Raw genomic sequence first — 22345 nt, 5'->3', positions numbered from 1 at the left:
GAGACGGTCATGCTTAACAGGATTATTTATGACAAAGATTGCTAGAAATGTATTGATTACATTGGCCATCATGATGGCCTGTTCCATCAATGCTTCGGCAGGAACGAAGAACAATGAACGCTCGTTTGACTGGACTCCTGTTATCAGCGCGATTATTCAGGTAGAAAGTCAAGGTAATCCTAAAGCCGTAAGTGGTAAGTCGTGCGGCATCATGCAGATTACACCTATCTGCGTTAAGGAATGCAATCGCATCCTGCAGATGAGGCAGAGCAAAAAGCGCTACACAATGAACGACCGATTCAATGCAAAGAAATCGAAAGAGATGTTTCTTCTCATACAGTCGTTCTACAACAAGGCAAACAACGTGGAGTATGCCATTCGTGCATGGAATGGAGGTCACAACTACTCGAAGCGAGCCACTCAAAACTATTATGAGAAAGTGTTGCGCCAGATGAATTAGACTATTATTTAAAGTCACTCTACAGAATCCGATTGACAGATTTCTCCTCGTAAAGGAAACTGCCAGTCGGATTTTTCCGTTTTCTCTCTTTGGAATACGAAGGTCCCATGTACCTCCCATCTTTCTCCTATATAAATTTGCTGTATCTCCTATAAATTATCAGTAAAGATGTAAACAAAGCTTAATTTTTTTGTCAATCTGCAACTTTGGCAGTATCTTTGATGTCTATAATAGAAAAGAATTATATTCATTTAATAGATTAATAGAAAAAACTATGAGTACAACACTTGTTATTATCTTGGCAGTGGTAGGAATTGCATTGATTCTTATCTTCTTCTACAACAATCTCGTGAAACTGCGTAACAACCGTATCAACGCCTTTGCCAATATCGATGTACAACTCAAACAACGATTTGACCTCATACCGCAACTCGTGGCAACGGTTAAGGGATATGCAACCCACGAGAAGGAACTCCTGCAGCGTGTAACCGAAGCCCGTTCTGCTGCCATGGGCGCACAGACCATCAACGACAAGGTACAGGCAGACAACCAGCTCTCTGCCGCTTTGTCAGGTTTGAAAGTTTCCCTTGAGGCTTATCCTGACCTTAAGGCCAATCAGAACTTCCTGCAACTGCAAGGTGAGATTTCGGATATCGAGAACAAACTAGCAGCATCACGCCGTTATTTCAACTCAGCCACTCGTGAACTCAACAATGCCGTACAGACATTCCCAGGCAATATCATCGCCGGCATGTTTGGCTTCCATGCTGAACCCATGTTTGAAGTACCCCAGGAACAGCGTGTGCAGTTTGAGAAAGCTCCCGAAATCAAATTCTAAGTGAGAACGATGAGATACGTTGGTATTCAGACACAAATCCAGCGCAACAATTTTTATACCCTCTTGTTGCTCTTGCTGTTTCCCGCCATTCTTTTAGGGATGGTATGGATCTTTCTGGCATTGGTCAGCTATTTCGGCACATATTATTATGACGAATATGGCAATATGGTCAATGTCTTCGATGCAGCAGTAGTCAACGACTATTTCCTACAAACCATTCCTTGGGTCATTGGCGGTGTGGCCGTATGGTTTCTCATTGCCTATTGCTTCAACTCGTCCATGGTCAGACAAGCCACAGGCGCACGCCCTTTAGAGCGCAGGGAGAATCCGCGGGTATATAATATTGTGGAAAACCTCTGTATTGCAGGAGGTATGGACATGCCAAAAGTGTGTGTGGTTGACGATCCGCAGCTCAATGCCTTTGCCAGCGGTATCGACCGCAAGAGCTATACGGTCACCGTCACCACCGGACTGCTGAAGGTACTCAACGACGAGGAACTGGCTGGTGTGATAGGTCACGAACTGACCCATATCCGCAACCATGATACCCGCTTGCTTATCACGAGCATCATCTTCGTAGGTATAGTATCGGCTGTGATGAGCATGGTGATGCATGTCATACAAAACATATTCTGGTTTGGCGGCGGCAACCGTCATGTAAGTAGTGACGACGACAATAAGAACAGCGGACTCTCCGTCATCATCGTGCTGCTCATCGGCCTGCTTTGCTCAGCCATTGCCTATGTCTTTGTACTGCTGACCCGTTTTGCCATTTCGCGCAAACGTGAGTTTATGGCAGATGCCGGTGGTGCCGAACTGTGCCAGAATCCCCTGGCCTTGGCTTCCGCCTTGCGTAAAATTTCCAATAATCCAGGCCTCGGACGTGTGGAGCGTGAAGATGTAGCCCAACTCTTCATTATCCATCCCCGTCGTCACGCACAGAGTGTGATGAGTATGATTAACGGCCTCTTTGCCACACACCCCAGCACCGAAGAACGAATCCGATTGCTCGAACAGTTCTGATAGCGGAATCTTCCCGCCGAACCATCGGTTATCGGTTACAACCGCAGTGTAGAGATTGTCCTTTGTGACGTCCTACGCTGCGGTTGTTGTTTCGTTAATTTACACTAAAAGACTTACAGAAAGTTTGTCAATATCAAAAGTTTTTGCTACTTTCGTCATTCCAAACGAATAATGAAACATATCTAAAACAAATAACAACAATATGGTAGAACTTAAAAACGAACGGATAGCCATCAAGGTGGCACCGCTGGGAGCCGAACTCCAAAGCATCACAGACAACAACGGAAGAGAATACCTCTGGCAGGCAGATCCTGATTTCTGGCCGAGACATTCACCCATACTGTTTCCTATTGTTTGCAGCGTCAACAACGATACCTATACCGTTGATGGCAAGCAATATCATTTGCCACGTCATGGATTTGCCCGTGATACCGAGTTTACGCTGGTGAGACAATCCAAAGACCGCGTGACGTATGCCCTTCATGACAGTGAAGAGACCCTGAAGGTCTATCCCTATCATTTCAATCTCGCCATCAGCTATCGTCTTGATGGCAACAAGGTTGTTGTGACTTGGCATGTGGAGAATACTGACACCCAGGAGATCCATTTCCAGATTGGCGGTCATCCAGCTTTCAATGTGCCAGGCATGAAGAAAGGCGACGAACTGAAAGGTACCCTTGTATTGGACAACGCTCAGCCGATGACCAATCTGAAGAGTTTTGCCGATGGTAGTCATGAGATGACAGAGATTCCTGCAGAGACCGATCAAGGTGTGATTCGTTTCAACGATGAATATTTCAAGGACGACTCCGTTAAGTTCCATCGTTGCCAGACCCATCGTGTGTCTTTGCTCGACACCGACGGTCGTCCTGCTGTAACGCTCGACTACAAATGTCCGGTGATGGCTTTCTGGAGTCCCTATCAGAAAAAAGCCCCGTTTGTATGTCTTGAACCATGGTATGGATTGGGTGACCCACGCGGATGGGAAGGTGAATTTAAGGACAAAGTCTTAATGAACCATCTGCAGCCCGGTGCTTCATTCATGTCACAATACACCATTACAATAGGTGAGTAAAATGTGATATTTCAATATACCGTCAGTCGCTGTAGCCTCTGGGTTGCAGCGACTGATGCTTTTTGGGGTATGCATGCCTGCTTCATCCCAAAGAACCAAGTCGTTAGTCAGTACTCTAAAACCTTAAAAACACGACACTCCATTGGAATATCGTGCTTCGATAGGTGTCATCTGGTGTTTGTCTGTAAGCGAGTGGGGGCAGAAGGCTTCTCGATAGCGAGTGGAGTCAGAAGGCTTCGCGATAGCGATTCTCATCCTTATCGTCAAGCATAGAGAGATAACTCTGATAACGGCTTTGCGCAATGTAGTGATCCTCTACCGCCTTGATAACGGCACATCCCGGCTCATGGGTATGTGTGCAGTCGCTGAATCGACACTGTTTGGAGTACTCGAAGATTTCTTTGAAATAACTGGTGAGCTCTTTGCGCTCCATGTCGAAGGTGCCGAACCCTTTGATGCCCGGTGTGTCGATAAGCCAACCGCTCTGATCGGGCAGACGGAGCATCTCGCTGAAGGTAGTGGTGTGCATACCCGTGTTGTGTGCATCGCTGATTTCTGCTGTGCGCAGATTGACATCCGGAAGGATGCAGTTGATGAGGGTTGATTTTCCTACGCCGCTGTTGCCGCTGAGCAGGGTAATCTTTCCAGTGAGCTTTTCGGTTAGTGCAGCTACCCCGTCACCTGTTGCAGCCGAAATGGCATGACACTCATAGCCCACAGTTTCATAGAGGCTGATCATCATCTGCTGGTAATGCAGTTCATCGTCAGCCAAGGTGTCGGTCTTGTTGAATGTCAATATCACAGGCACCCGATAGGCCTCTGCCGAAGCCAGGAAACGGTCGATGAAGGTAGTGCTTGTCTCCGGTCGTGCCACGGTAATGACCAGTAGAGCCTGATCCACATTGGCAGCGAGGATGTGGCTTTGTTTGGAGAGATTGATAGACTTGCGGATGATATAGTTGCGTCGGTCTTCAATCTCGGTGATGAAGGCAGTGCCTTCCTGATTGGTGATGATTTCCACGCGGTCACCCACCGCCACCGGATTGGTGGAGCGAATCCCCCGTAGTCGGAAATTCCCTTTGATTTTACAGTCAACAGTTGGTCCATCGTCCGTAAGAACGGTGTACCAACTGCCGGTGTTTTTTATGACGAGTCCTTTCACGGGCTTATACTGTCATGATTTCCTTGTTCTTGGCCTCCATCAAGTCGTCGAGCTTTTTGATGAACTTGTCGTGCAATTTCTGCAAGTCGTTCTCGGCATCCTTCTCCAGGTCTTCTGAGAGTCCGTCTTTGATAGCCTTCTTCAGTTTGTCTTTGATGTCGGCACGCACGTTGCGCACTTCCACCTTGGCTCTTTCAGCAATCTTGTTACACTGCTTCACCAAGTCGCGACGACGCTCTTCGGTAGGCTGTGGGATACCCAGACGGATGATTTCACCGTTGTTCTCTGGTGTGATGCCCACATCCGAGTCCATGATGGCTTTCTCTATTTCGCGAATCTGCTTTTTGTCCCAAGGCTTGATAGCTATGGTGCGGGCATCGGGTGTAGAGATGTTAGCTACTTGGTTCAAGGGTACTTTCGAACCATAGGATTCTACACGCACGCCATCGAGGATGGCGACGTTGGCGCGACCGGCACGCACGCGGCTCAGTTCTTCTTCTAGAAACATGGTTGCCATCTCCATGCGCTCTTCGGCTGCGGATAATGTCTGCTTAACGTCTATCATATTATATACTGTTATCGTTTGTTTCGACAAAGATACGGAGAAATTCCGAAATGACAAACAATATAGGAAATAAAATTTTGTATTTCGATTATAATGTCGTACCTTTGAACCTTGAAAACAAACAAAACTACTGATAAAACCAATTTAACATGAGAATGAAACGATGTACCACAGGGGTGGTCTGTGTCTTCCTGGCACTGACTGCCGCACAGTCCCGTACCTGCGAAAAAGCAGAAACAATGCAGGTTTTGCGTCGCGTCAACAACTATTTCATGGGACGCTATGCCGACCCGACGTTGCCTACTATGGTGAAACGCAGCCGCACGAGCAATCTATGGACCCGTGCCGTATATTATGAAGGACTGATGGCGCTCTACGAGATAGATCCCGATGCGCGCTATGCCGACTATACCGACCGCTGGGCAGCGTCCCATCAGTGGACTCCCCGCTATGGTGTGACCACGTGCAATGCCGACGACCAGTGTTGCGGTCAGACCTACCTGATGCGCTATCTGCAGGTTGGAGGCGATGAGAAGATCAGTAAGGTGAGAGAGAATCTCGACCTGCAGATGAAAACCTACAATCCTAAAGCCAACAATGCGCTCTATGGCTGGTGGACATGGATTGATGCTATTCAGATGGCCATGCCGCTCTATTTCCAGATGACAGCCATCACCCACGATCAACGTTACCAGCAACATGCCATGATGATGTATCGTTGGAGCAGAAACATGCTGGCAGGCGGACTCTTCAATGCCAAAGACGGATTGTGGTGGCGCGATGCCGACTATGTGGCGCCCTATCATGAGCCGGATGGTAAACCCTGCTATTGGTCGAGAGGCAACGGATGGGTCTATGCCGCATTGGTGCGCTGCATGCAACAGGTGTCGCCGAAAGACAAGGTCTATAAGGAACTGAAAAAAGATTTCCTGGCCATGAGCCGCGCCTTGCTCAACTGTCAGCGTGAGGATGGCTTTTGGAATCCCAGTCTGGTGTCCACCCATTATGCCATGCCCGAAACAAGCGGTACTGCGCTTTTCCTCTATGGCATGGCATGGGGCATACGCCAGGGACTCCTTGACGAACGTAAATATGAGCCGGCATGCCGTCGGGCATGGCAGGGGATGGTGCAACAGGCGGTTCACAAGGACGGCTTCCTCGGATGGATGCAAGGCACGGGCAAAGATCCTTCTGCCGGTCAGCCTTTGAGTTACGACCGCGTACCCGATTTTGAAGACTACGGCACCGGATGCTTCCTTCTTGGCGGAGTGGAGTATTACCGCATGATCACCAGGGACGAATAAAACCCGTTTGTGATATGAACGATGTATATGATTAAGGTGTGAAACAATGAAAACAAAATATATCCTACTGCTGATCGCCATGATGACTGCCATTGGCACGACCGCACAGACATGGCCTTCACCCAAACCCGAAGCACGTCCAGGCACCCGATGGTGGTGGCTGGGATCTGCCGTTGACCACCAGGGACTGGAATGGAACCTTGGCGAGTATGCCCGTGTGGGCATTGGGGCAGTGGAAATCACACCGCTCTATGGTGTGAAGGGCAACGAAGCCCATGAACTCCCATTTCTCTCTCCGCAGTGGATGGCGGCATTGCGCGATGTGCAGCAGATTGCCGCCGCCCATCATATCGAGGTAGATATGAACTGCGGAACAGGATGGCCCTTCGGAGGTCCTGAGGTCACGATAGACGAGGCAGCCTGCAAGGCCGTGTTCGTTGACAGCATGATCACCTCCGACAAGCGCCCGTCCGACCAGCACCGACTGGCAGTGCCTGCCAAGGAGCGCCCCTATGCCCAATGGCAATGCACCAGAGTATATCCCACCAGTCAACCACGCCAGTGGCGCGTCATCAGCGTCTATGCCTCACGCACGCGTCAGAAGGTGAAACGCGCTGCACCCGGTGGTGAAGGACTCGTCATCGACCATTTTGACCGTCAGGCGGTGGCACATTATCTCAATAGGTTCACCCAAGCGTTTGAATACACCAAGACTCCTTATCCCCATACCTTCTTCAACGACTCCTATGAGGTGTATAAGGCCAACTGGACCCCTTCGCTCTTCGACGAATTTCTCAAACGCCGTGGCTACGACTTGCGCGACCATCTGCCCGAACTTCTTGACGGTGGTGACGGTAATAAGGCGCTCCACGACTATCGTGAGACGTTGAGCGACCTGCTCTATGAGAACTTCACCCAGCAGTGGGTGGCTTGGGCACACCGCAATGGGGTATCGGTGAGAAACCAAGCACACGGTTCTCCTGCCAATCTGCTCGATCTTTATGCCGCCGTAGATATACCAGAGATAGAAGGTTTCGGACGCTCCGAGTTTGGCATCCGCGGACTGCGCAGAGACCCCGGCATGACCCTCAGGAACTACAGCGATGTGTCGATGCTGAAATACGCATCGTCGGCAGCACATGTGATGGGAAAGCCGCTGACCAGCAGCGAGACGCTCACTTGGTTGACCGAACACTTCCGCACCTCCTTGTCGCAGATGAAGCCTGACATCGACCTGATGTTCTCCTGCGGCATCAACCACATCTTCTTTCATGGCAGTTGCTACACCCCGGAGCATGATCCATGGCCCGGATGGAAATTCTATGCATCGGTCGATATGAGTCCCACCAACAGCATTTGGCGCGATGCCCCTTTCTTGATGCAGTATATCGAACGCTGCCAGTCGTTCCTGCAAATGGGACAGCCCGACAATGATTTCCTGGTCTATCTGCCCGTCCATGACATGTGGCGCATCCGCGGTCCTCGCAATGATGATGCTAAGTCGGAGAGCAAAGACCGCAGTGGCGGGGAAGACCTCCTCATGCAGTTCGACATCCATACCATGGACGAGAAATGTCCGCAGTTTATCCGGAGCATCCTCCGCATCGACAGCCTCGGCTACGATTGCGACTATATCAGCGACCGCCAACTGGCACAGGTCAAGGTCGATGGCGGACAGCTCGTCACCCCTGGCGGCACACGCTACAGGGGAATCATCATCCCCACAGGTACCACCGTTGACGACAGACTTCAGAGCCTGTTACAGAACCTCACACCTTATATTATTTATGGTGAAGACCGACAGGCGATGGCGCATCTTGCCAAACCCGAACCATGGCGAATGAATCCCGGTGTGCGTATGATCAGAAGAAAGACAGACGACGGCTACATCTATTTCGTTGTCAATCTCTCGCCCCGCGACTGTTGCTTAAACGCAGCATGTCTCTCCGTACCTACGCAACACATCGTCTGCTACAATCCCATGACGGGCGACGTGAACCGTCTGCCTATGGTTGCCGATGCTCCTGTCGTCTGTCTTCAGTCGGGAGAGAGCATCATCCTGCAAACAGGAACAGCTGCCGACCGTCCCCTGTCAACAGGCCAATACGGTATGACATTAGAGACAGAGACCCTGCCGCTGGACGGCCCCTGGACCCTGTCGTTCATCGACGAGACGCCACGCGTCAGCGAAACCTACACCATGCCGACTCCGCAGACCTGGGAGACGCTTGGCGAATCCGCCTCTGTGACCATGGGCACTGGAGTCTATGAGACCGCCTTCTGCCTGACCAGAAAGCAAGCCGCCCAGGCCTGCATCATCTCGCTGGGCAAAGTCTATGAGTCGGCACGCGTATATATCAACGGCAAGTTCATCGGCTGTGCATGGGCAGCACCCTTCCAGCTCGACTGCCGCGACGCCTTGCGCAAGGGCAAGAACACCCTGCGCATCGAAGTGACCAATCTGCCAGCCAACCGCATACGCGATCTCGATAGACGTGGTGTGGAATGGCGAAAATTCAAGGAAATCAACTTCGTGGATATCAACTATAAGAAGACACGCTATGACGGATGGCAGCTGATGCGCAGCGGACTGCAGGGCGCACCCCTGTTGCACTTCTATCCCCAAACACCCTCCGCCTGGCCTTCTGTTGGCGCAACAAACAATAAAAAATTGAACTATCGCATGTGGGAAGTTAAGGGAAGTTAGGGAAGTTAGAGAGAAGTTAAGGGACAAATGTCCTACGTCTTACGGCAAAAGGCTATTGTCTCTTAACTTCCCGAACGACCGTAGGGAGTGATAACTTCTTTAACTTCAATCAATTCCCTCAGTTGCGAAACTTGAATAAATAACAATAAATATTACATCAAAATGAGTACAATTACAATGTTCATCATCGTCGCCTTTGTTGCAGGCTACCTCTGTATAACCCTTGAAAGTCTGACGAAAATCAACAAGGCAGCCATTGCGCTGCTCATGTGTGTGGTCTGCTGGACCCTGCTGATGGTATCACCTGGAGCATACTATCCCGATGTAGCCTCTGACGGCGTACTCCACCACATCTCCGAAGTGATCGAGCACCATCTGGGCGATGCCGCAGGCACCCTCTTCTTCCTAATGGGCGCCATGACCATCGTAGAGATAGTCGATAGCAACGGCGGATTCAATTTTGTGCGCGACATCATGAAGACACGCTCCAAGCGCAAACTCCTGTGGCGTGTGGCTATTGCCACCTTCTTCCTCTCTGCCATCCTCGACAACCTCACCACCTCCATCGTCATGATCATGGTACTCCGCAAACTGGTACAGTCGCGTGAAGAGCGTCTCATCTATGCCGCATTGATCATTATCTCCGCCAACTCAGGAGGCGCATTCTCGCCCATTGGCGACGTCACCACCATTATGCTGTGGATCAAGGGAGTGATCACCACTCAGGGCATCCTTACTGAAATCTTCATCCCCTCGTTGGTATCGATGTTGGTGCCCGCCTTCATCCTGCAATATTCGTTGAGTGGAAAGTTTGATAAAGAGCAGAACCTCGTCACCGCCGAAATCAGCCAGTTCACCAAGGTGCAACGCAACATCATCTTCTGGCTCGGCGTAGGCGGTTTGGTCTTTGTGCCCATCTTCAAGAGCATCACCCATCTTCCTCCGTTCATGGGCATCCTCCTCGTGCTCGGCGTACTGTGGACCGTGACCGAGATCTTCCATCACAATACTAGCGAAGACGACACTATGGCAAAGCGCGTCAGCGACCTCCTGTCGCGCATCGACCTCTCCACCATCATGTTCTTCCTCGGCATCCTCATGGCAGTAGCCGTGCTGCAGGAGATCGGCGTCCTCACCGCCTTGGGCACCGGACTCAACGAAGTCTTTGTCGGCAACTACTATGTCATCAACGGCATCATCGGTGTCCTCTCCAGCATAGTCGATAACGTGCCCCTGGTAGCAGGCTGTATGGGTATGTATCCCGTAGCCGAGACAGGTGCCATGGCCATCGACGGCTTATTCTGGCAGTTGCTCGCCTACTGTGCCGGAGTAGGCGGTTCGATGCTCATCATCGGTTCTGCAGCCGGTGTTGTTGTCATGGGCTTAGAGAAAATCACTTTTGGTTGGTACTTGAAGCGCATCACGTGGATTGCCTTCGTCGGCTATCTTGCAGGCATTGTGACCTATTGGTTGCAACAGGCATTGCTGGCATAACTTCCAGCCCATAAGTCCACACTGTCCAATGCTGATGTTGGATGATTCCTCATCAGTTGCTGTAGCCAATGTGGTGCAGCGTCTGATGAGGTTTATTTATGATTTTCAAAAATATTCGACCACTCGACCACCGCTGAGGCATAATGCGCTATTGCGCAATGCTTTAAGTGGTGGTCGATGACTTTATATTTACGTGTTTCGACCACACTTCGACCACCAGAGAATATCTTGCCCATGTTTATCAGGACTTTTGCCGATGCCTGATAAAAATATTATCCAACGTTTGATAAAGGTATTATCCAACGTTTGATAAAGGTGTTATCTAACGTTTGATAAAGGTGTTATCTAACGTTTGATAAAGGTGTTTTCCAACGTTGATAAAGGTGTTTTCCAACGTTGATAAAGGTGTTTTCCAACGTTGATAAAGGTGTTTTCCAACGTTTAGCAAGTGTATTGTCTAATGTTGGCAAAGATATTGCCAACACATGGGATTGATGTTGACAAAGAGTTTGCTTGTATGTGTGGCCGATAATCTAATAATCTACTGCTCTATAATAATCTCTATGTTAGTAAGTTACGTGGATACGTGGTCGAGTGGTTGAAATATTGTGAAAAACTATAACTTTGGTATATGAGAACGGGGTGAAGCGCCCTTACCTCTATTCCTTTTCAATAACCTCCACAGGAATCCAGAACCAGAATTTAGAACCATTATCCACTTCGCTCTCTACGCCGATGTCGCCATGGCAGGCGGTGACGATGGACTTACAGATGGAGAGGCCGAGGCCTGTGCCCTGCACAAACTCGTTGAGCTTGACGAAACGATCGAAAACTGCTTTTTGTTTGTCGTGGGGTATGCCCGTTCCGGTGTCTTCGCAGAAGGCATAGATGCCCATCTGACCGTTGCGCTTCTCCAGGCGATAGCCTACCCAGATGCTGCCCTTCTTCGTGTATTTCAATGCGTTGCTCACAAAATTGCTGAATATCTGGCGCACGCGACCGATGTCGATCGATACTCTGAGCTTCTTCAGGGGTTTGGAGGTGACAAAGCGCAGATGGTGGCGCTGCACGCGGATCTCGATGGACTGACAGAGGTATTCAAACTCTTCGGCAAAGTCAACTTCGGCGGGCTTGACGTCCATCGGGTTGTCGTTGATGGTGGAGGCTTCGAGGATGCCGTTGATGAGACGCACCAGGATGTCGCAATGGGTGCGGATGATGTGGACAAAGCGTTCACGCTCCCCGGCTGATTCTGCATATTTCAGCATGTCGGAGAAGCCTACAATGGAGTTGAGGGGCGTGCGCAGTTCGTGGGTCATCTGGGCGAGGAAGACGCTCTTCTGCTGGGCGCTGTTCTTGGTTTTCTCGCTGATCTCGCCCACTTCTTTCTTGATATTCTCCAGTCTGGTGATGTCGTGGAGCATGCCGCTGTAGCCCAGGGTGGATCCGTCGTCGCCTTTGCGCAGGCGACCGTAGATGTCGTGGGCGCACGGACCTTTGCTGAATGCGGAGGAGTTGAGCTGCCGCTTCACGTGGAATGGTCCTTGGAAGAGGCCGATGCTCTCGTCGCTGATCGTGTATTCGTCGTAGAGTTCCGGGGGCAGCTGTCTGAGGTATTTCTCAAACTCGATGACGTAGTCTGCATGTTTCAGCGTGTGGGAATAGTAGATCATCTTATTGCGTAGATCGAGCTCCCACATCGTCCAGTCGGAGTGATTCAACATGAATTTCAGTCGCTTCTCGTTATAGTCGATGTATCGCTGGAGCGTATCACATTCGTGCTGACACATGATGAGATGGTGGTAGGTGTCGCTCTGGGCTTTGATGTCGTAAGCCATGAGGAGGTAGTTGGAGACACGGCCGAAGTAGTCGAAGAGTGGGACGACGTTGTATTCCACGCATGCCTCGCGACCCTGGTCGCTGTCTGCGGGGGCAAGGTGGCAGAGGAAGATGGGGTCGTGGCGACTCTCGTTGAAGGCGTCGGCAAACATCGGCATGTCGAAAAGTGAAGTCTTCTGCAGCAATCGTGCGTTTTTCGCATCAGCTTTACAGATGCGTTTCATCTCTTCGTTGCTGTTTTCTATCCATCCGTTTTGGTTATAGACTGCCATGGCCACCTTTGAGAATTGGAAAAACTGTAGGAACTTCCGCTCCATCTTGTTGGCTTCGTGGATCAGTCCTACGTTGTGGGTCTTATCGACTATGGTGGCATAGATGTTTACTGGCTGTCCGTAGGCATCCTGCTCGACGGCGAAGTGGCCGCGCAGGTGTTTCCATATCGGCTTGTCTTTAGTGCCGGCATTCCATCGTCCACTCAGTTCCACGTGTTTGTCCATGCTGCCGTCTCTCAGCTGTTCGAGCCGTCTCACCCAGTTGTTGCGTTCGGCAGGGTGGAGGCGCTGGCTGAAGTCGAACCACGACATACCCTCGTCGGGCAGCAGACTGCCGTACTGATTGACCAGTATGCGCGAGGTAAGGTCGTACTGAAATACGTAGTGGTAGCCCATCTGCAGGGCACGCGTCATCATGGCATCGAGTTCGCTGTTGCGCTGGCTCTTGGCGCGCACCCTCCCTCTCGCTATGCGGGTGCCCATATAGCACATCAGGGCAAACATCACCGCGCCAATCATCAGATACCCCCACATGGGGATGGTTTTCTTACGGATGCGCTCTGGATGCAGCCATTTGTCGTTGATGAGTGCCACCCGTCCGCGCTGTTTCAGTTGGGAATAGACATAGTCGATGTCTGCGATGAGTTTCGTATCGCGTCCGATGACGTGGATCTCGCTGACGGGTATGCCCACATCGTTGAGGATGAATCCCGACTTGTCCATATTGAGTTGTCTGATTTTCCATTTCAGCGGTTCTTCACCCCATACGTAGTATTTGAAGTCGTGTGCCAATACGCCCATAAGGGCTGTCGTGGGCGACTGAAATTCCAATTGGCTGAGATAGGATGAGTCTTCTTCAAGAAAATAATGTTTCGTATAGTCGGCTGGTTTCAATACCGTACCGGCTTCCACCAGTTCTTTGAGTGAACTGTTGGACGATGTTGTGCCGCAGGTGACTGCCACGATGCGGTTGTAGTTGATGATGTTGCGGGTATAGCAAAAAGGCGGTTTCCTGTAGCGTCTGACATTGGCAAGAATCAGGTCTGCATCGCCACGTTCGAAGGTCTTGAGGGCATTGGCCCACTCTTTCAGTACGAATTTATAAGGGATGTCGAGTTGGTCTAATATTTCTGTCATGATCTCAACATTGGTGCCGGCAGGCCTGCCCGTGTCGTCTTGGAATTCATAGGGCGGCTTGTCCCAGTCGCCCACAATGATGACGGGGTGGGCAGCGTCGTATCTGCGCTGGTACTGCGTCTTCTGTCGCGGTGCGTCTCCCCATGCCGTGCTGACGGTCAGCAGGGCAGCAATCAATGTCATGATATGTCTCAGAAAACTAACTTTCATGGTTAAATGAACTTCTTACGTTTGATAAGTGATGCCTGACAGGGAATGCTTACCCATACGATGGTGCCCTGTCCTGATTCAGAACTGATTTCCAGTGTTCCGTTCATCATCTCTGCCAGTTGCTTGCAGACGGGCAGACTGATGCCGATGCGCTCGTCGATGCTGCCGCCGGTATGCTGCTTGATGAGTTGGAGCTCGCGGTCGCTGATGCCGTCGCTGGTGTCTTCTACGGAGATGATGAGACGGCGACCGATATAGTCGAAACGCACTCTGACAAAACCGTGCTTCGTGTTGAAGGCGGCATTGCTGATGAGCGATGTGAGCAGATGGGCTATGTTGTAGCCGTCGATATTGAGAACCAGTTGGTCGTAGGGTATTTCCATGATGAAATTGACACCGTTGGGGTGTGCCATGTCCCATCCCCGCTGACAGTTTGTCTTGAAGAGTTCGGTAAACTCAGTGGGTGTCGGGGTGATCTTCACCATGTCGGAGTCGATGCGCGAGTAGAAGAGTATCTCGTCTATCAGTCGCAGGAGGTGGTCGGAATTGTCGAGTATCTCTTTGGTGAATACATGCTCGTCCTCTGGGGTGATGTCGGTAGAGAGCATTTCGGCAAATCCCACAACGGCGGTCAGCGGTGTGCGTATCTCGTAACACATATTCTTGAGGAAGCTGTTTTTGGCATGCTCAATCTCGCGAGCGGTGCTGTAGGCTTCGTCCAGACGCAGTTGGTTGGCTTTCAGTTCGCTGATGTCGTAGCAGATGCCAAAATAGGCGTCTTTCTCTTCAATATCATCATGAACAGGTGTCATGCAGAATCTGAGCCACAACGGGTTCTCGCCCGAACGGATGACGGTCATCACCTCCATGCAGAAAGGTTCCTGCGAACGGTTGTCCATCTTGCTCAACAGGTGCATGACGCGTTTCTGCGAACGCTCGTGAACCAATGTCATGCAACGGGTCTGGGTCAGTTCGTACTGCACATGGCTGAGATTGTCTTTGACACACAGCGTATGGGTTTCTGGAGAATAGTGCACTATGCGCATGCCGCTGACCTTCAAGAGGTAGTTGGTATGGTCGATATAGTTGTCGAGCTGATGCTGCAGGTCTCGTTTCCTTGCCAATTTATCTTTCCATTGCTTCTTGATCTCGATGTGCTGGCGGATGTCCTCTACGACCACCAACAGATTGTTGGCGTGCTCGTTGGCTTCGTCGCAAGCCACCATCATGTGAATCTCAAAGATCTGTGTGCCGCTCTGGTTGATGATATGGCCCAGCTCCTTGCTGGTGAGATGATTGTCGAAGTCCACCTTCCGACACATCGATACACCGTCCAACGCTTCGATGTGATCCTCTTCGAGTTCGAAAATTGTACGGAAAGAGGGCGACTGGCGGATGATGTCTTTCTTGTCGCACTGGAAGAGGCTGCATGCCTTTTCGTTGATATTGGTGAGCTGTCCTTCTGCGTTGAACACGATGATGCCGATCGTCGAACTGTCGAAGATGGTCTTGTAGCGAATGAGTCGCTCTTCGGCATCCTGCTCCATGCGGAGTTCGTCGGTAATGTCTTTCTTCGTGCCAAGAATGACAATAGGGTTGCCTTTCTTGTTGCGCTGCAGGACGGAGAGCTGTATCTGGAAGTCGTGTTCCTGATTGTCGCCTGTTTCGGCATCCATCGCCTTGATGTCAAGCGATACCTGTTCGTCGGTGATGTTCCCGTCTATGAGTTGCTCTATGACACGCATCAGACGGTTGAAGTCGCCAGGGTAGTAGCGGTGGGAGAATTCTTCCGCAGGATAGGTGATATAGTTCATGCTGTCGCGATCATACCAGTTGAAGGACTCGGTGTGGACGTTGTAGGTCCACATTCTTACGCCGCTGGCTTCAAGAATCAGCGACATACGCTGGTTCTGCAAGTCGTAGGACTTGGCAAGCTGCCTGTCTTTGCGACGGAAGTAGTATAGGCTATACAGCAATGGTATGGTCAGCAGTGTGGCAATGCCCATCAGCCACCATGCCCATGCCGGCATCTGCCATTCGCCACGATCGGGGTAGAACCATTTGTTCTGCAGCGGTTCGAAGCGGTCTTCGGAATTGAGCAGGGTATAGACACTGTCTATCTGGTTTAGTAATTGCTGGTTGTGGGATACAAAACGCGCCTCACCCAGGGGGATATCGACATCGGTAATCTGGATGTTGTCGAGGTCGTACGTCCGCTTCAGATACTCCAGCGACGGCTTGTACCAGATGACCTGCCCCTGTTCGGTATCGCTCACTCTGAGAATGGCCTCGTTGATGTCTTTCACGGGGATGGCATTCGCTCCCCATTCGTAGTCAATCATCAGGCGATGCACCATACCGCTGTCGAGGACAGTGACCCGCTGCTTGCTCAGGTCGCTGAACGTATGGATGTTGACGGGTTTGTCGATTGGTGTTGCCAGACTCATGGTGATGAGTGATATGGAGTTGCGGCTATAATGGCCGAAGCGACTGAAGAATCCTGTTGATCTGACGACGATAAGGTCGGCATTGTCATGGTTGAGGTCTGCCTGGTTTTGTGTGGCTGGCTTTAATACAATGGTATAAGGGATTTTGAGCTTCTCAAAGATCATCTTAATGACCTCGATGTTGTAGCCGTCGGGCTTGCCCTGCTCGTTAAGAAAGGAGTAGGGGTACATATCCCAACAGTCTTCATAGATCAGCGGATGTTCGTTGGTGTATGTTCTTGTATGATTGTTGGAAGACGAAGCATTGGCAGCCATAGTGCTGAAAAGGACTATGGCTACCAATGTATATATGAACCTTTTGTTTGGTTTTCTTTGCATCTGTTGCTGAGAATATCTTTATAGTTATTCAGCCACAAAGATAACCAAAATAGGTTACATTACAAAATTTTATTATTCTTTTTTATCAAATAACGTCAATATGAAGCTTATAGTGGGTATTCGTCGAAAGCATAGAGCACAGTAGAGAGGTATCGTTCACCGGTATCGGGCAATAGGGTGACAATGGTTTTCCCTGCGTTCTCCGGGCGCTTGGCCAATACCGAGGCGGCATAGGCTGCTGCTCCAGAAGAAATGCCTACCAGAAGACCGTCCTGCTGTGCCAGTTCGCGACCTGTGCGGATGGCATCGTCGTTGTCGATGTCGAGCACTTCGTCTATCAGCGAGGCATCATAGGTCTTGGGCACGAAACCTGCACCAATGCCTTGAATCTTATGTGGACCGCTCTGACCACCGTTGAGAACAGGCGAAGAGAGGGGCTCTACGGCAACAATCTTTACGTTGGGATTCTGCTCCTTGAGGTATTTGGCAATACCGCTGACGGTTCCTCCTGTGCCTACACCGGCTACGAAGATATCTACCTTTCCATCGGTGTCCTGCCAGATCTCAGGACCAGTTGTGGCATAGTGGCGTGCTGGATTGGCACCGTTTTCAAACTGCTGCAGGATGACACTGCCTGGTATGCTGTCGCGCAGTTCTTCGGCGGCCTTGATGGCTCCTGCCATACCGTCCTTGCCACTGGTCAGCCGAACCTCGGCACCGTATGCCTTCACCAGATTGCGGCGTTCGATGCTCATTGTTTCGGGCATGGTGAGGATCAGTTTGTAGCCTTTTACTGCCGATACCAATGCAAGGCCTACACCAGTATTGCCACTGGTCGGCTCGATGATGGTTGCACCGGGTTTGAGGATTCCCCGCTGTTCGGCATCTTCTATCATCGCCAATGCGATGCGGTCTTTTACACTGCCGCCAGGATTGAAATATTCCACCTTGGCAATGATGGGGGTCTGCAGTCCATGGGAAGCAGAGAACTTAGTGAGTTCGAGTAATGGGGTATGGCCGATCAGTTCGGTCAGTTGTTTTGCGATTCTTGCCATATTTATTTAGAATTTACGGTTTATATTTTGTCGAATGCCTGGGATAGGTCGTCGATGATGTCGTCGATATGTTCTGTACCGATGCTCAAGCGGATGGTGCTGGGGGTGATGTGCTGCTGTGCCAGTTCTTCGGGACTCATCTGTGAGTGTGTGGTGGTATAGGGGTGGATGACCAGACTCTTCACGTCGGCAACGTTGGCGAGAAGGGAGAAAATCTCCAGTGAGTCGATAAACTTCCATGCGTCTTTCTCGTCACCCTTGATCTCGAAGGTGAAGATGCTGCCGCCGCCTTGAGGGAAATAGCGCTTGTAGAGCTCGTGGTCGGGGTGTGAGGCGAGCGAAGGATGGTTGACCTTAGCCACCTTGGGATGCTTGCTGAGGAATTCTACCACTTTCAGCGCGTTCTCTACATGGCGTTCTACGCGCAGACTCAGCGTCTCCAGACCTTGCAACAGGATGAAGGCATTGAAGGGAGAGATTGTGGCACCGGTGTCACGAAGAATGACGGCACGGATGCGGGTGACGAAGGCTGCTGCTCCTGCAACATCAGCAAATACTGCACCATGGTATGAGGGATCCGGCTTGGCCAGTGTGGGATATTTATCGGCATTGGCTTTCCAGTCGAATTTTCCACCGTCAACGATCACGCCGCCAAGACTTGAACCATGTCCACCGATGAATTTGGTGGCTGAGTGAACGACGATGTCGGCTCCATGTTCGATAGGACGGATGAGGTATGGGGTGCCGAAGGTATTGTCAATGATGAGGGGGATGTTATGGCGGTGTGCCACTTCTGCTACTGCTTCGATATTGGTGACATCGGCATTGGGGTTGCCAAAGGTTTCGGCATATACTGCCTTGGTATTGGACTGAATGGCAGCTTCAAGTGCATCAAGGTCGTTTACATTGACAATCGTGTTTGTCACACCTTGGTTGGCAAGTGTATGGGTGATGAGATTGAACGAACCACCATAGAGGTTATCGGCAGCAACGATGTGATCACCGTTCAATACGATGTTTTGCAGTGCGTAGGTTACGGCAGCTGCTCCACTGGCTACAGCCAGTCCTGCCACACCGCCTTCCAATGCGGCAACGCGGTCTTCGAAGACTCCTTGGGTTGAATTGGTCAGTCGGCCGTAGATGTTTCCTGCGTCACGCAGACCGAAACGGTCGGCAGCATGTTGTGAGTTGCGGAACACGTATGATGTAGTCTGGTAGATGGGTACGGCACGTGCATCGGTTGCTGGATCGGGTTGCTCTTGACCTACATGCAGTTGGAGTGTCTCGAAGTGAAGTTTCTTGTTGTTGCTCATAACTTGTTTCCTTTCTTTTTAGTTTGTGTTTATATTGTTTTTTATTTTGTGTCGTTCTCTGTAACAGGTGATGGAATGTTATGCTGTCGCTTCATCCTGTTTGTCTGATTGACGATGCAAAGGTACGGCGAAATCTGCATACCCGAAATACCCTATATGGGGCATTCCGCATACCATGTTTGTGGTATTCTTCAAAAACAGCCTATATAAATAAGGTGAAACCGCCTCACTCTGATGCAGGGGGAGGCGGTTTGGGGTGATTTTTCGTGTTATCTCTGTGACAAATATCAGCGTTTTGATGTCACGTCTTTCTCGTATTGTTGCACGCAGGCCATATACTCTTCACCTACGGGCACGTTGTTCTTCATGTTGAAATAGTCGAATACTGCACCAAAAGGCATTGATTTGGCTTCTTCCATCAGGGCAAGGCGCTCGAAGTACTGGCCGTTGTCTTCATACTCACGGAGCAGGGCTTTGGGTTCAAGCAGTGCCTGGAGAATACATTTCTGTGTGGCGCGAGTGCCTACGATATAGGCGCCGATGCGATTGATGGAGGCATCGAAATAGTCGAGGCCGACGTGTGCACGGTCGAGCGCGTCTGAGCGAACCAGTTCTTTGAAGAGGTCGAGCGTCTGATCGTTCATGATGGTCACGTGGTCTGAATCCCAACGTACAGGACGGCTGACATGGAGCATCAGTTCGGGCACGTACATGAGAAGGGTCGATACAAAGTCGCTAACGTTCTCGGTCTGTTCGTAGTGACCGGTGTCGAGGGTGTACATCTGTTTGCGGGTAGCACAGTAGGCGGTATAGAAGTCGTGTGATCCTACAGTATATGATTCCAGTCCGATACCGAAGAGTTTGGCTTCGAAGCAGTTTTTCACTCCATCGAGTTTCTCTGCCATGATTTGGTCGAGCGAGTCAGCCAACAGTTCACGGTATTTCTTACGCTGTACAGGAACATCCTTGCTACCGTCATGAACCCAGATGTTCATGATGCAGGGGTCGCCCTGTGCCTTGCCCATGGCATCGGCAATACGGCGACAGCGCTTGGTGTGCTCTATCCAGAAGTCGCGAATGGCTTGGTCGGGGTTAGACAGCGAGAGACTGCCGCTCTTGGGATGTGAGAATGATGTGGAGTTGAAGTCGAGCTTCATATTGTTGGCTTTTGCCCAGTCTATCCAACTCTGGAAATGTTCTACACCGCATTGGTCACGGTCAACGAACTTTCCACCGAAGTCACCATAGATTTCATGGAGGTTGAGACGATGGTTTCCTGCTATCAGGGTCTTTACAAATTCGATGTCCTTTCTGACCTCGTCAATGTTTCGGGCTCTTCCTGGATAGTTTCCCGTGGTCTGTATGCCACCGCTCAAGGCATCGTTGCGCTCAAATCCCACTACATCGTCAGCTTGCCAGCAATGTAGTGAAATCTGTTGCTTTTCGAGTAGTGCAATAGCCTCATCTGTATCTACACCGATGGCAGCGTAGCGCTCTTTCGCTACGGCATAAGCCTTTTCTATCAGATCTGTTTTCATTGTTTTGTTAGTTTTATTATTGTTGTTTTGTAATTTTCAAGAATTTCGAGTATGCGGCATCCCATGCGTCTTTGTCTTTAGGTTCGTAGCGTTGCATCTCGATGGAATCGGCTATGATGCGTCTCATCTCCCAGATAGTAGTCACACCTCCTGTTGCTTGGGCTTGCATCATGATGTTGCCGATGGCTGTACCTTCCTGCGGTCCTGCTATAACGGGAATGCCTATGGCATTGGCTGTCATCTGATTCAGATGCTTGTTGAGTGATCCTCCGCCGATGATGTGGAGCACGTGGATAGTACTTGTCGCAAAGTCTTTCAGCCATCCGAATACCTGTCGGTAGCGAAGTGCCAGAGAATCGAAGATACAACGGCAGATCTCTGCTGGGGTTTGCGGTATGGGTTGGTTGGTGTTGTGGCAATACTCCTGTATGGCTGTGGTCATACTTGTTGGGTTGGCAAACGAGGTGTCGTCGGGATTGATGAGCGAACGGAACGGCGTCTCTTTCATGGCCAATGCCTGCAGTTGGGCGTGCCCCATCTGTCTGACCTCTTCACTCCATTCCTTTCTGCAGCGTTCGTAGAGCCACATGCCACAGATATTTTTGAGGAAACGTGTCGTATGTTCTATACCGCCTTCATTGGTGAAGTTGTATGCCTGACTTTGTTCGTTGATGATGGCCTCTGGTGTTTCTATACCCATCAGACTCCAGGTACCGCTGGAAAGATAGGCAAAGTGCTTGTCAATAGCAGGTACGGCTGCCACGGCACTGGCGGTATCATGTCCAGCTACTGCCACTACGGGTATGGATCCCAGTCCAGTGAGGTGCTGTACCTCTTCTGTCAAATGGCCTACGATAGTGCCTGGTTCTACGATGTCGCCAAACTGATTACGTTGTAATGCTACACTTTCTAACAGTGCCGGGTCGAGGTCTCCAGTCCTTGGGTTCAACATTTGTGATGTCGATGCGATGGTACGTTCACAGATGTTTGTTCCTGTCAACATCCATGTTAGGGCATCTGGAATGAAGAGAATCTTTTTGGCGTGACTTAGCGCTACATTGCCTTCCTGTCGCATGGCATAGAGTTGGAACAACGAGTTGAAATTCATGAATTGTGTTCCTGTTGTCTCATATACTTGTTGTCTGCTGCACACTTGCTCCAAGTATTCCTCCATGCGTTCTATAGTATATGGATCGCGATAGGATAGGGGATTGCGCATGATGGCATCATCTTCGCCCACGAGTACGAAATCCACACCCCATGTGTCGATGCCTATGCTGACGATGTTGAGTTGTCGTTTGGCAGCAGTTGTGAGTCCCTTGATGATTTCCTGATAAAGGGCGAAGATGTCCCAATAGACATGTCCGCCAGTGGTGATGAGCGGATTGTCGAAGCGTGTCAGTTCCTCTTGTTGTAGTTTGCCGTTGGCAATGGCACCGATGATGGTGCGTCCGCTTGTTGCTCCGAGGTCAACGGCAAAGTGGTATTGTTGTTGCATTGTCTTTGGTTTCTTGAGTCAGTAGATGGT

Annotated in this window: 15 protein-coding genes; 7 read left to right on the top strand and 8 right to left on the bottom strand. The window is 50.4% G+C overall.

Annotated elements, in window-relative coordinates:
* Window positions 1-28 precede the first annotated feature (28 nt).
* From CIK88_RS07355 to CIK88_RS07340, 4 genes are all read left to right on the top strand, one after another.
* On the top strand, window positions 29-460 hold the full coding sequence (locus CIK88_RS07355) for a lytic transglycosylase domain-containing protein (protein ID WP_094390256.1): 432 nt from the start codon (window positions 29-31) through the stop codon (window positions 458-460).
* 274 nt (window positions 461-734) lie between these two features.
* Window positions 735-1298 carry a LemA family protein gene (locus CIK88_RS07350; RefSeq protein ID WP_094435529.1) on the top strand — a complete coding sequence of 188 codons (564 nt, stop codon included), beginning with the start codon at window positions 735-737 and terminating at the stop codon, window positions 1296-1298.
* Window positions 1299-1307: 9 nt separating this feature from the next.
* The gene (locus CIK88_RS07345) at window positions 1308-2321 is read left to right on the top strand and encodes a M48 family metallopeptidase (RefSeq protein WP_094435527.1); all 1014 of its coding nucleotides are present in this window, start codon (window positions 1308-1310) and stop codon (window positions 2319-2321) included.
* Between the two features lie 202 nt (window positions 2322-2523).
* The gene (locus CIK88_RS07340) at window positions 2524-3396 is read left to right on the top strand and encodes an aldose 1-epimerase family protein (protein WP_094390437.1); all 873 of its coding nucleotides are present in this window, start codon (window positions 2524-2526) and stop codon (window positions 3394-3396) included.
* Between the two features lie 226 nt (window positions 3397-3622).
* On the opposite strand, the gene rsgA is transcribed toward CIK88_RS07340, so the two are convergent.
* Together rsgA and frr are read right to left on the bottom strand one after the other, a co-directional pair.
* Window positions 3623-4558 (bottom strand): ribosome small subunit-dependent GTPase A, encoded by a 936-nt coding sequence (gene rsgA, locus CIK88_RS07335; protein WP_094390438.1) that lies wholly within the window; start codon window positions 4556-4558, stop codon window positions 3623-3625.
* Between the two features lie 4 nt (window positions 4559-4562).
* Window positions 4563-5123: a ribosome recycling factor gene (gene frr, locus CIK88_RS07330; RefSeq protein WP_094390439.1), complete on the bottom strand. Its 561-nt coding sequence runs from the start codon at window positions 5121-5123 to the stop codon at window positions 4563-4565.
* A gap of 155 nt (window positions 5124-5278) precedes the next feature.
* Here frr and CIK88_RS07325 point away from each other — a divergent pair, with 155 nt between their 5' ends.
* The 3 genes from CIK88_RS07325 (at window position 5279) to nhaD (ending at window position 10628) form a co-directional block, all read left to right on the top strand.
* Window positions 5279-6427, top strand: coding sequence for a glycoside hydrolase family 88 protein (locus CIK88_RS07325; RefSeq protein ID WP_094435525.1), 1149 nt, complete (start codon window positions 5279-5281; stop codon window positions 6425-6427).
* A gap of 46 nt (window positions 6428-6473) precedes the next feature.
* Window positions 6474-9134: a glycosyl hydrolase gene (locus tag CIK88_RS07320; protein WP_094435523.1), complete on the top strand. Its 2661-nt coding sequence runs from the start codon at window positions 6474-6476 to the stop codon at window positions 9132-9134.
* Between the two features lie 162 nt (window positions 9135-9296).
* Window positions 9297-10628 carry a sodium:proton antiporter NhaD gene (nhaD, locus tag CIK88_RS07315; protein ID WP_094435521.1) on the top strand — a complete coding sequence of 444 codons (1332 nt, stop codon included), beginning with the start codon at window positions 9297-9299 and terminating at the stop codon, window positions 10626-10628.
* Between the two features lie 659 nt (window positions 10629-11287).
* Here nhaD and CIK88_RS07310 read toward each other — a convergent pair.
* The 6 genes from CIK88_RS07310 to CIK88_RS07285 form a co-directional block, all read right to left on the bottom strand.
* Window positions 11288-14086: an ATP-binding protein gene (locus tag CIK88_RS07310; RefSeq protein WP_094435519.1), complete on the bottom strand. Its 2799-nt coding sequence runs from the start codon at window positions 14084-14086 to the stop codon at window positions 11288-11290.
* Window positions 14087-14088: 2 nt separating this feature from the next.
* Entirely contained in the window at window positions 14089-16911 is a 2823-nt protein-coding gene (locus CIK88_RS07305) for a histidine kinase dimerization/phospho-acceptor domain-containing protein (RefSeq protein WP_094435518.1), read from the bottom strand.
* 107 nt (window positions 16912-17018) lie between these two features.
* Window positions 17019-17966 (bottom strand): cysteine synthase A, encoded by a 948-nt coding sequence (cysK, locus tag CIK88_RS07300; RefSeq protein ID WP_094390445.1) that lies wholly within the window; start codon window positions 17964-17966, stop codon window positions 17019-17021.
* A 20-nt stretch (window positions 17967-17986) separates the two neighbouring features.
* Window positions 17987-19279, bottom strand: a complete 1293-nt coding sequence (locus CIK88_RS07295; protein ID WP_094435516.1) for an O-acetylhomoserine aminocarboxypropyltransferase/cysteine synthase family protein — start codon at window positions 19277-19279, stop codon at window positions 17987-17989.
* Window positions 19280-19566: 287 nt separating this feature from the next.
* Entirely contained in the window at window positions 19567-20817 is a 1251-nt protein-coding gene (locus CIK88_RS07290; RefSeq protein WP_094390447.1) for an L-rhamnose isomerase, read from the bottom strand.
* A gap of 16 nt (window positions 20818-20833) precedes the next feature.
* The gene (locus CIK88_RS07285) at window positions 20834-22315 is read right to left on the bottom strand and encodes a rhamnulokinase family protein (protein WP_094435514.1); all 1482 of its coding nucleotides are present in this window, start codon (window positions 22313-22315) and stop codon (window positions 20834-20836) included.
* Window positions 22316-22345 lie beyond the last annotated feature (30 nt).

The organism is Prevotella sp. P5-50 (assembly GCF_002251295.1).
Lineage (GTDB): Bacteria > Bacteroidota > Bacteroidia > Bacteroidales > Bacteroidaceae > Prevotella.
This window is presented reverse-complemented; position numbering and strand designations above follow the sequence as displayed.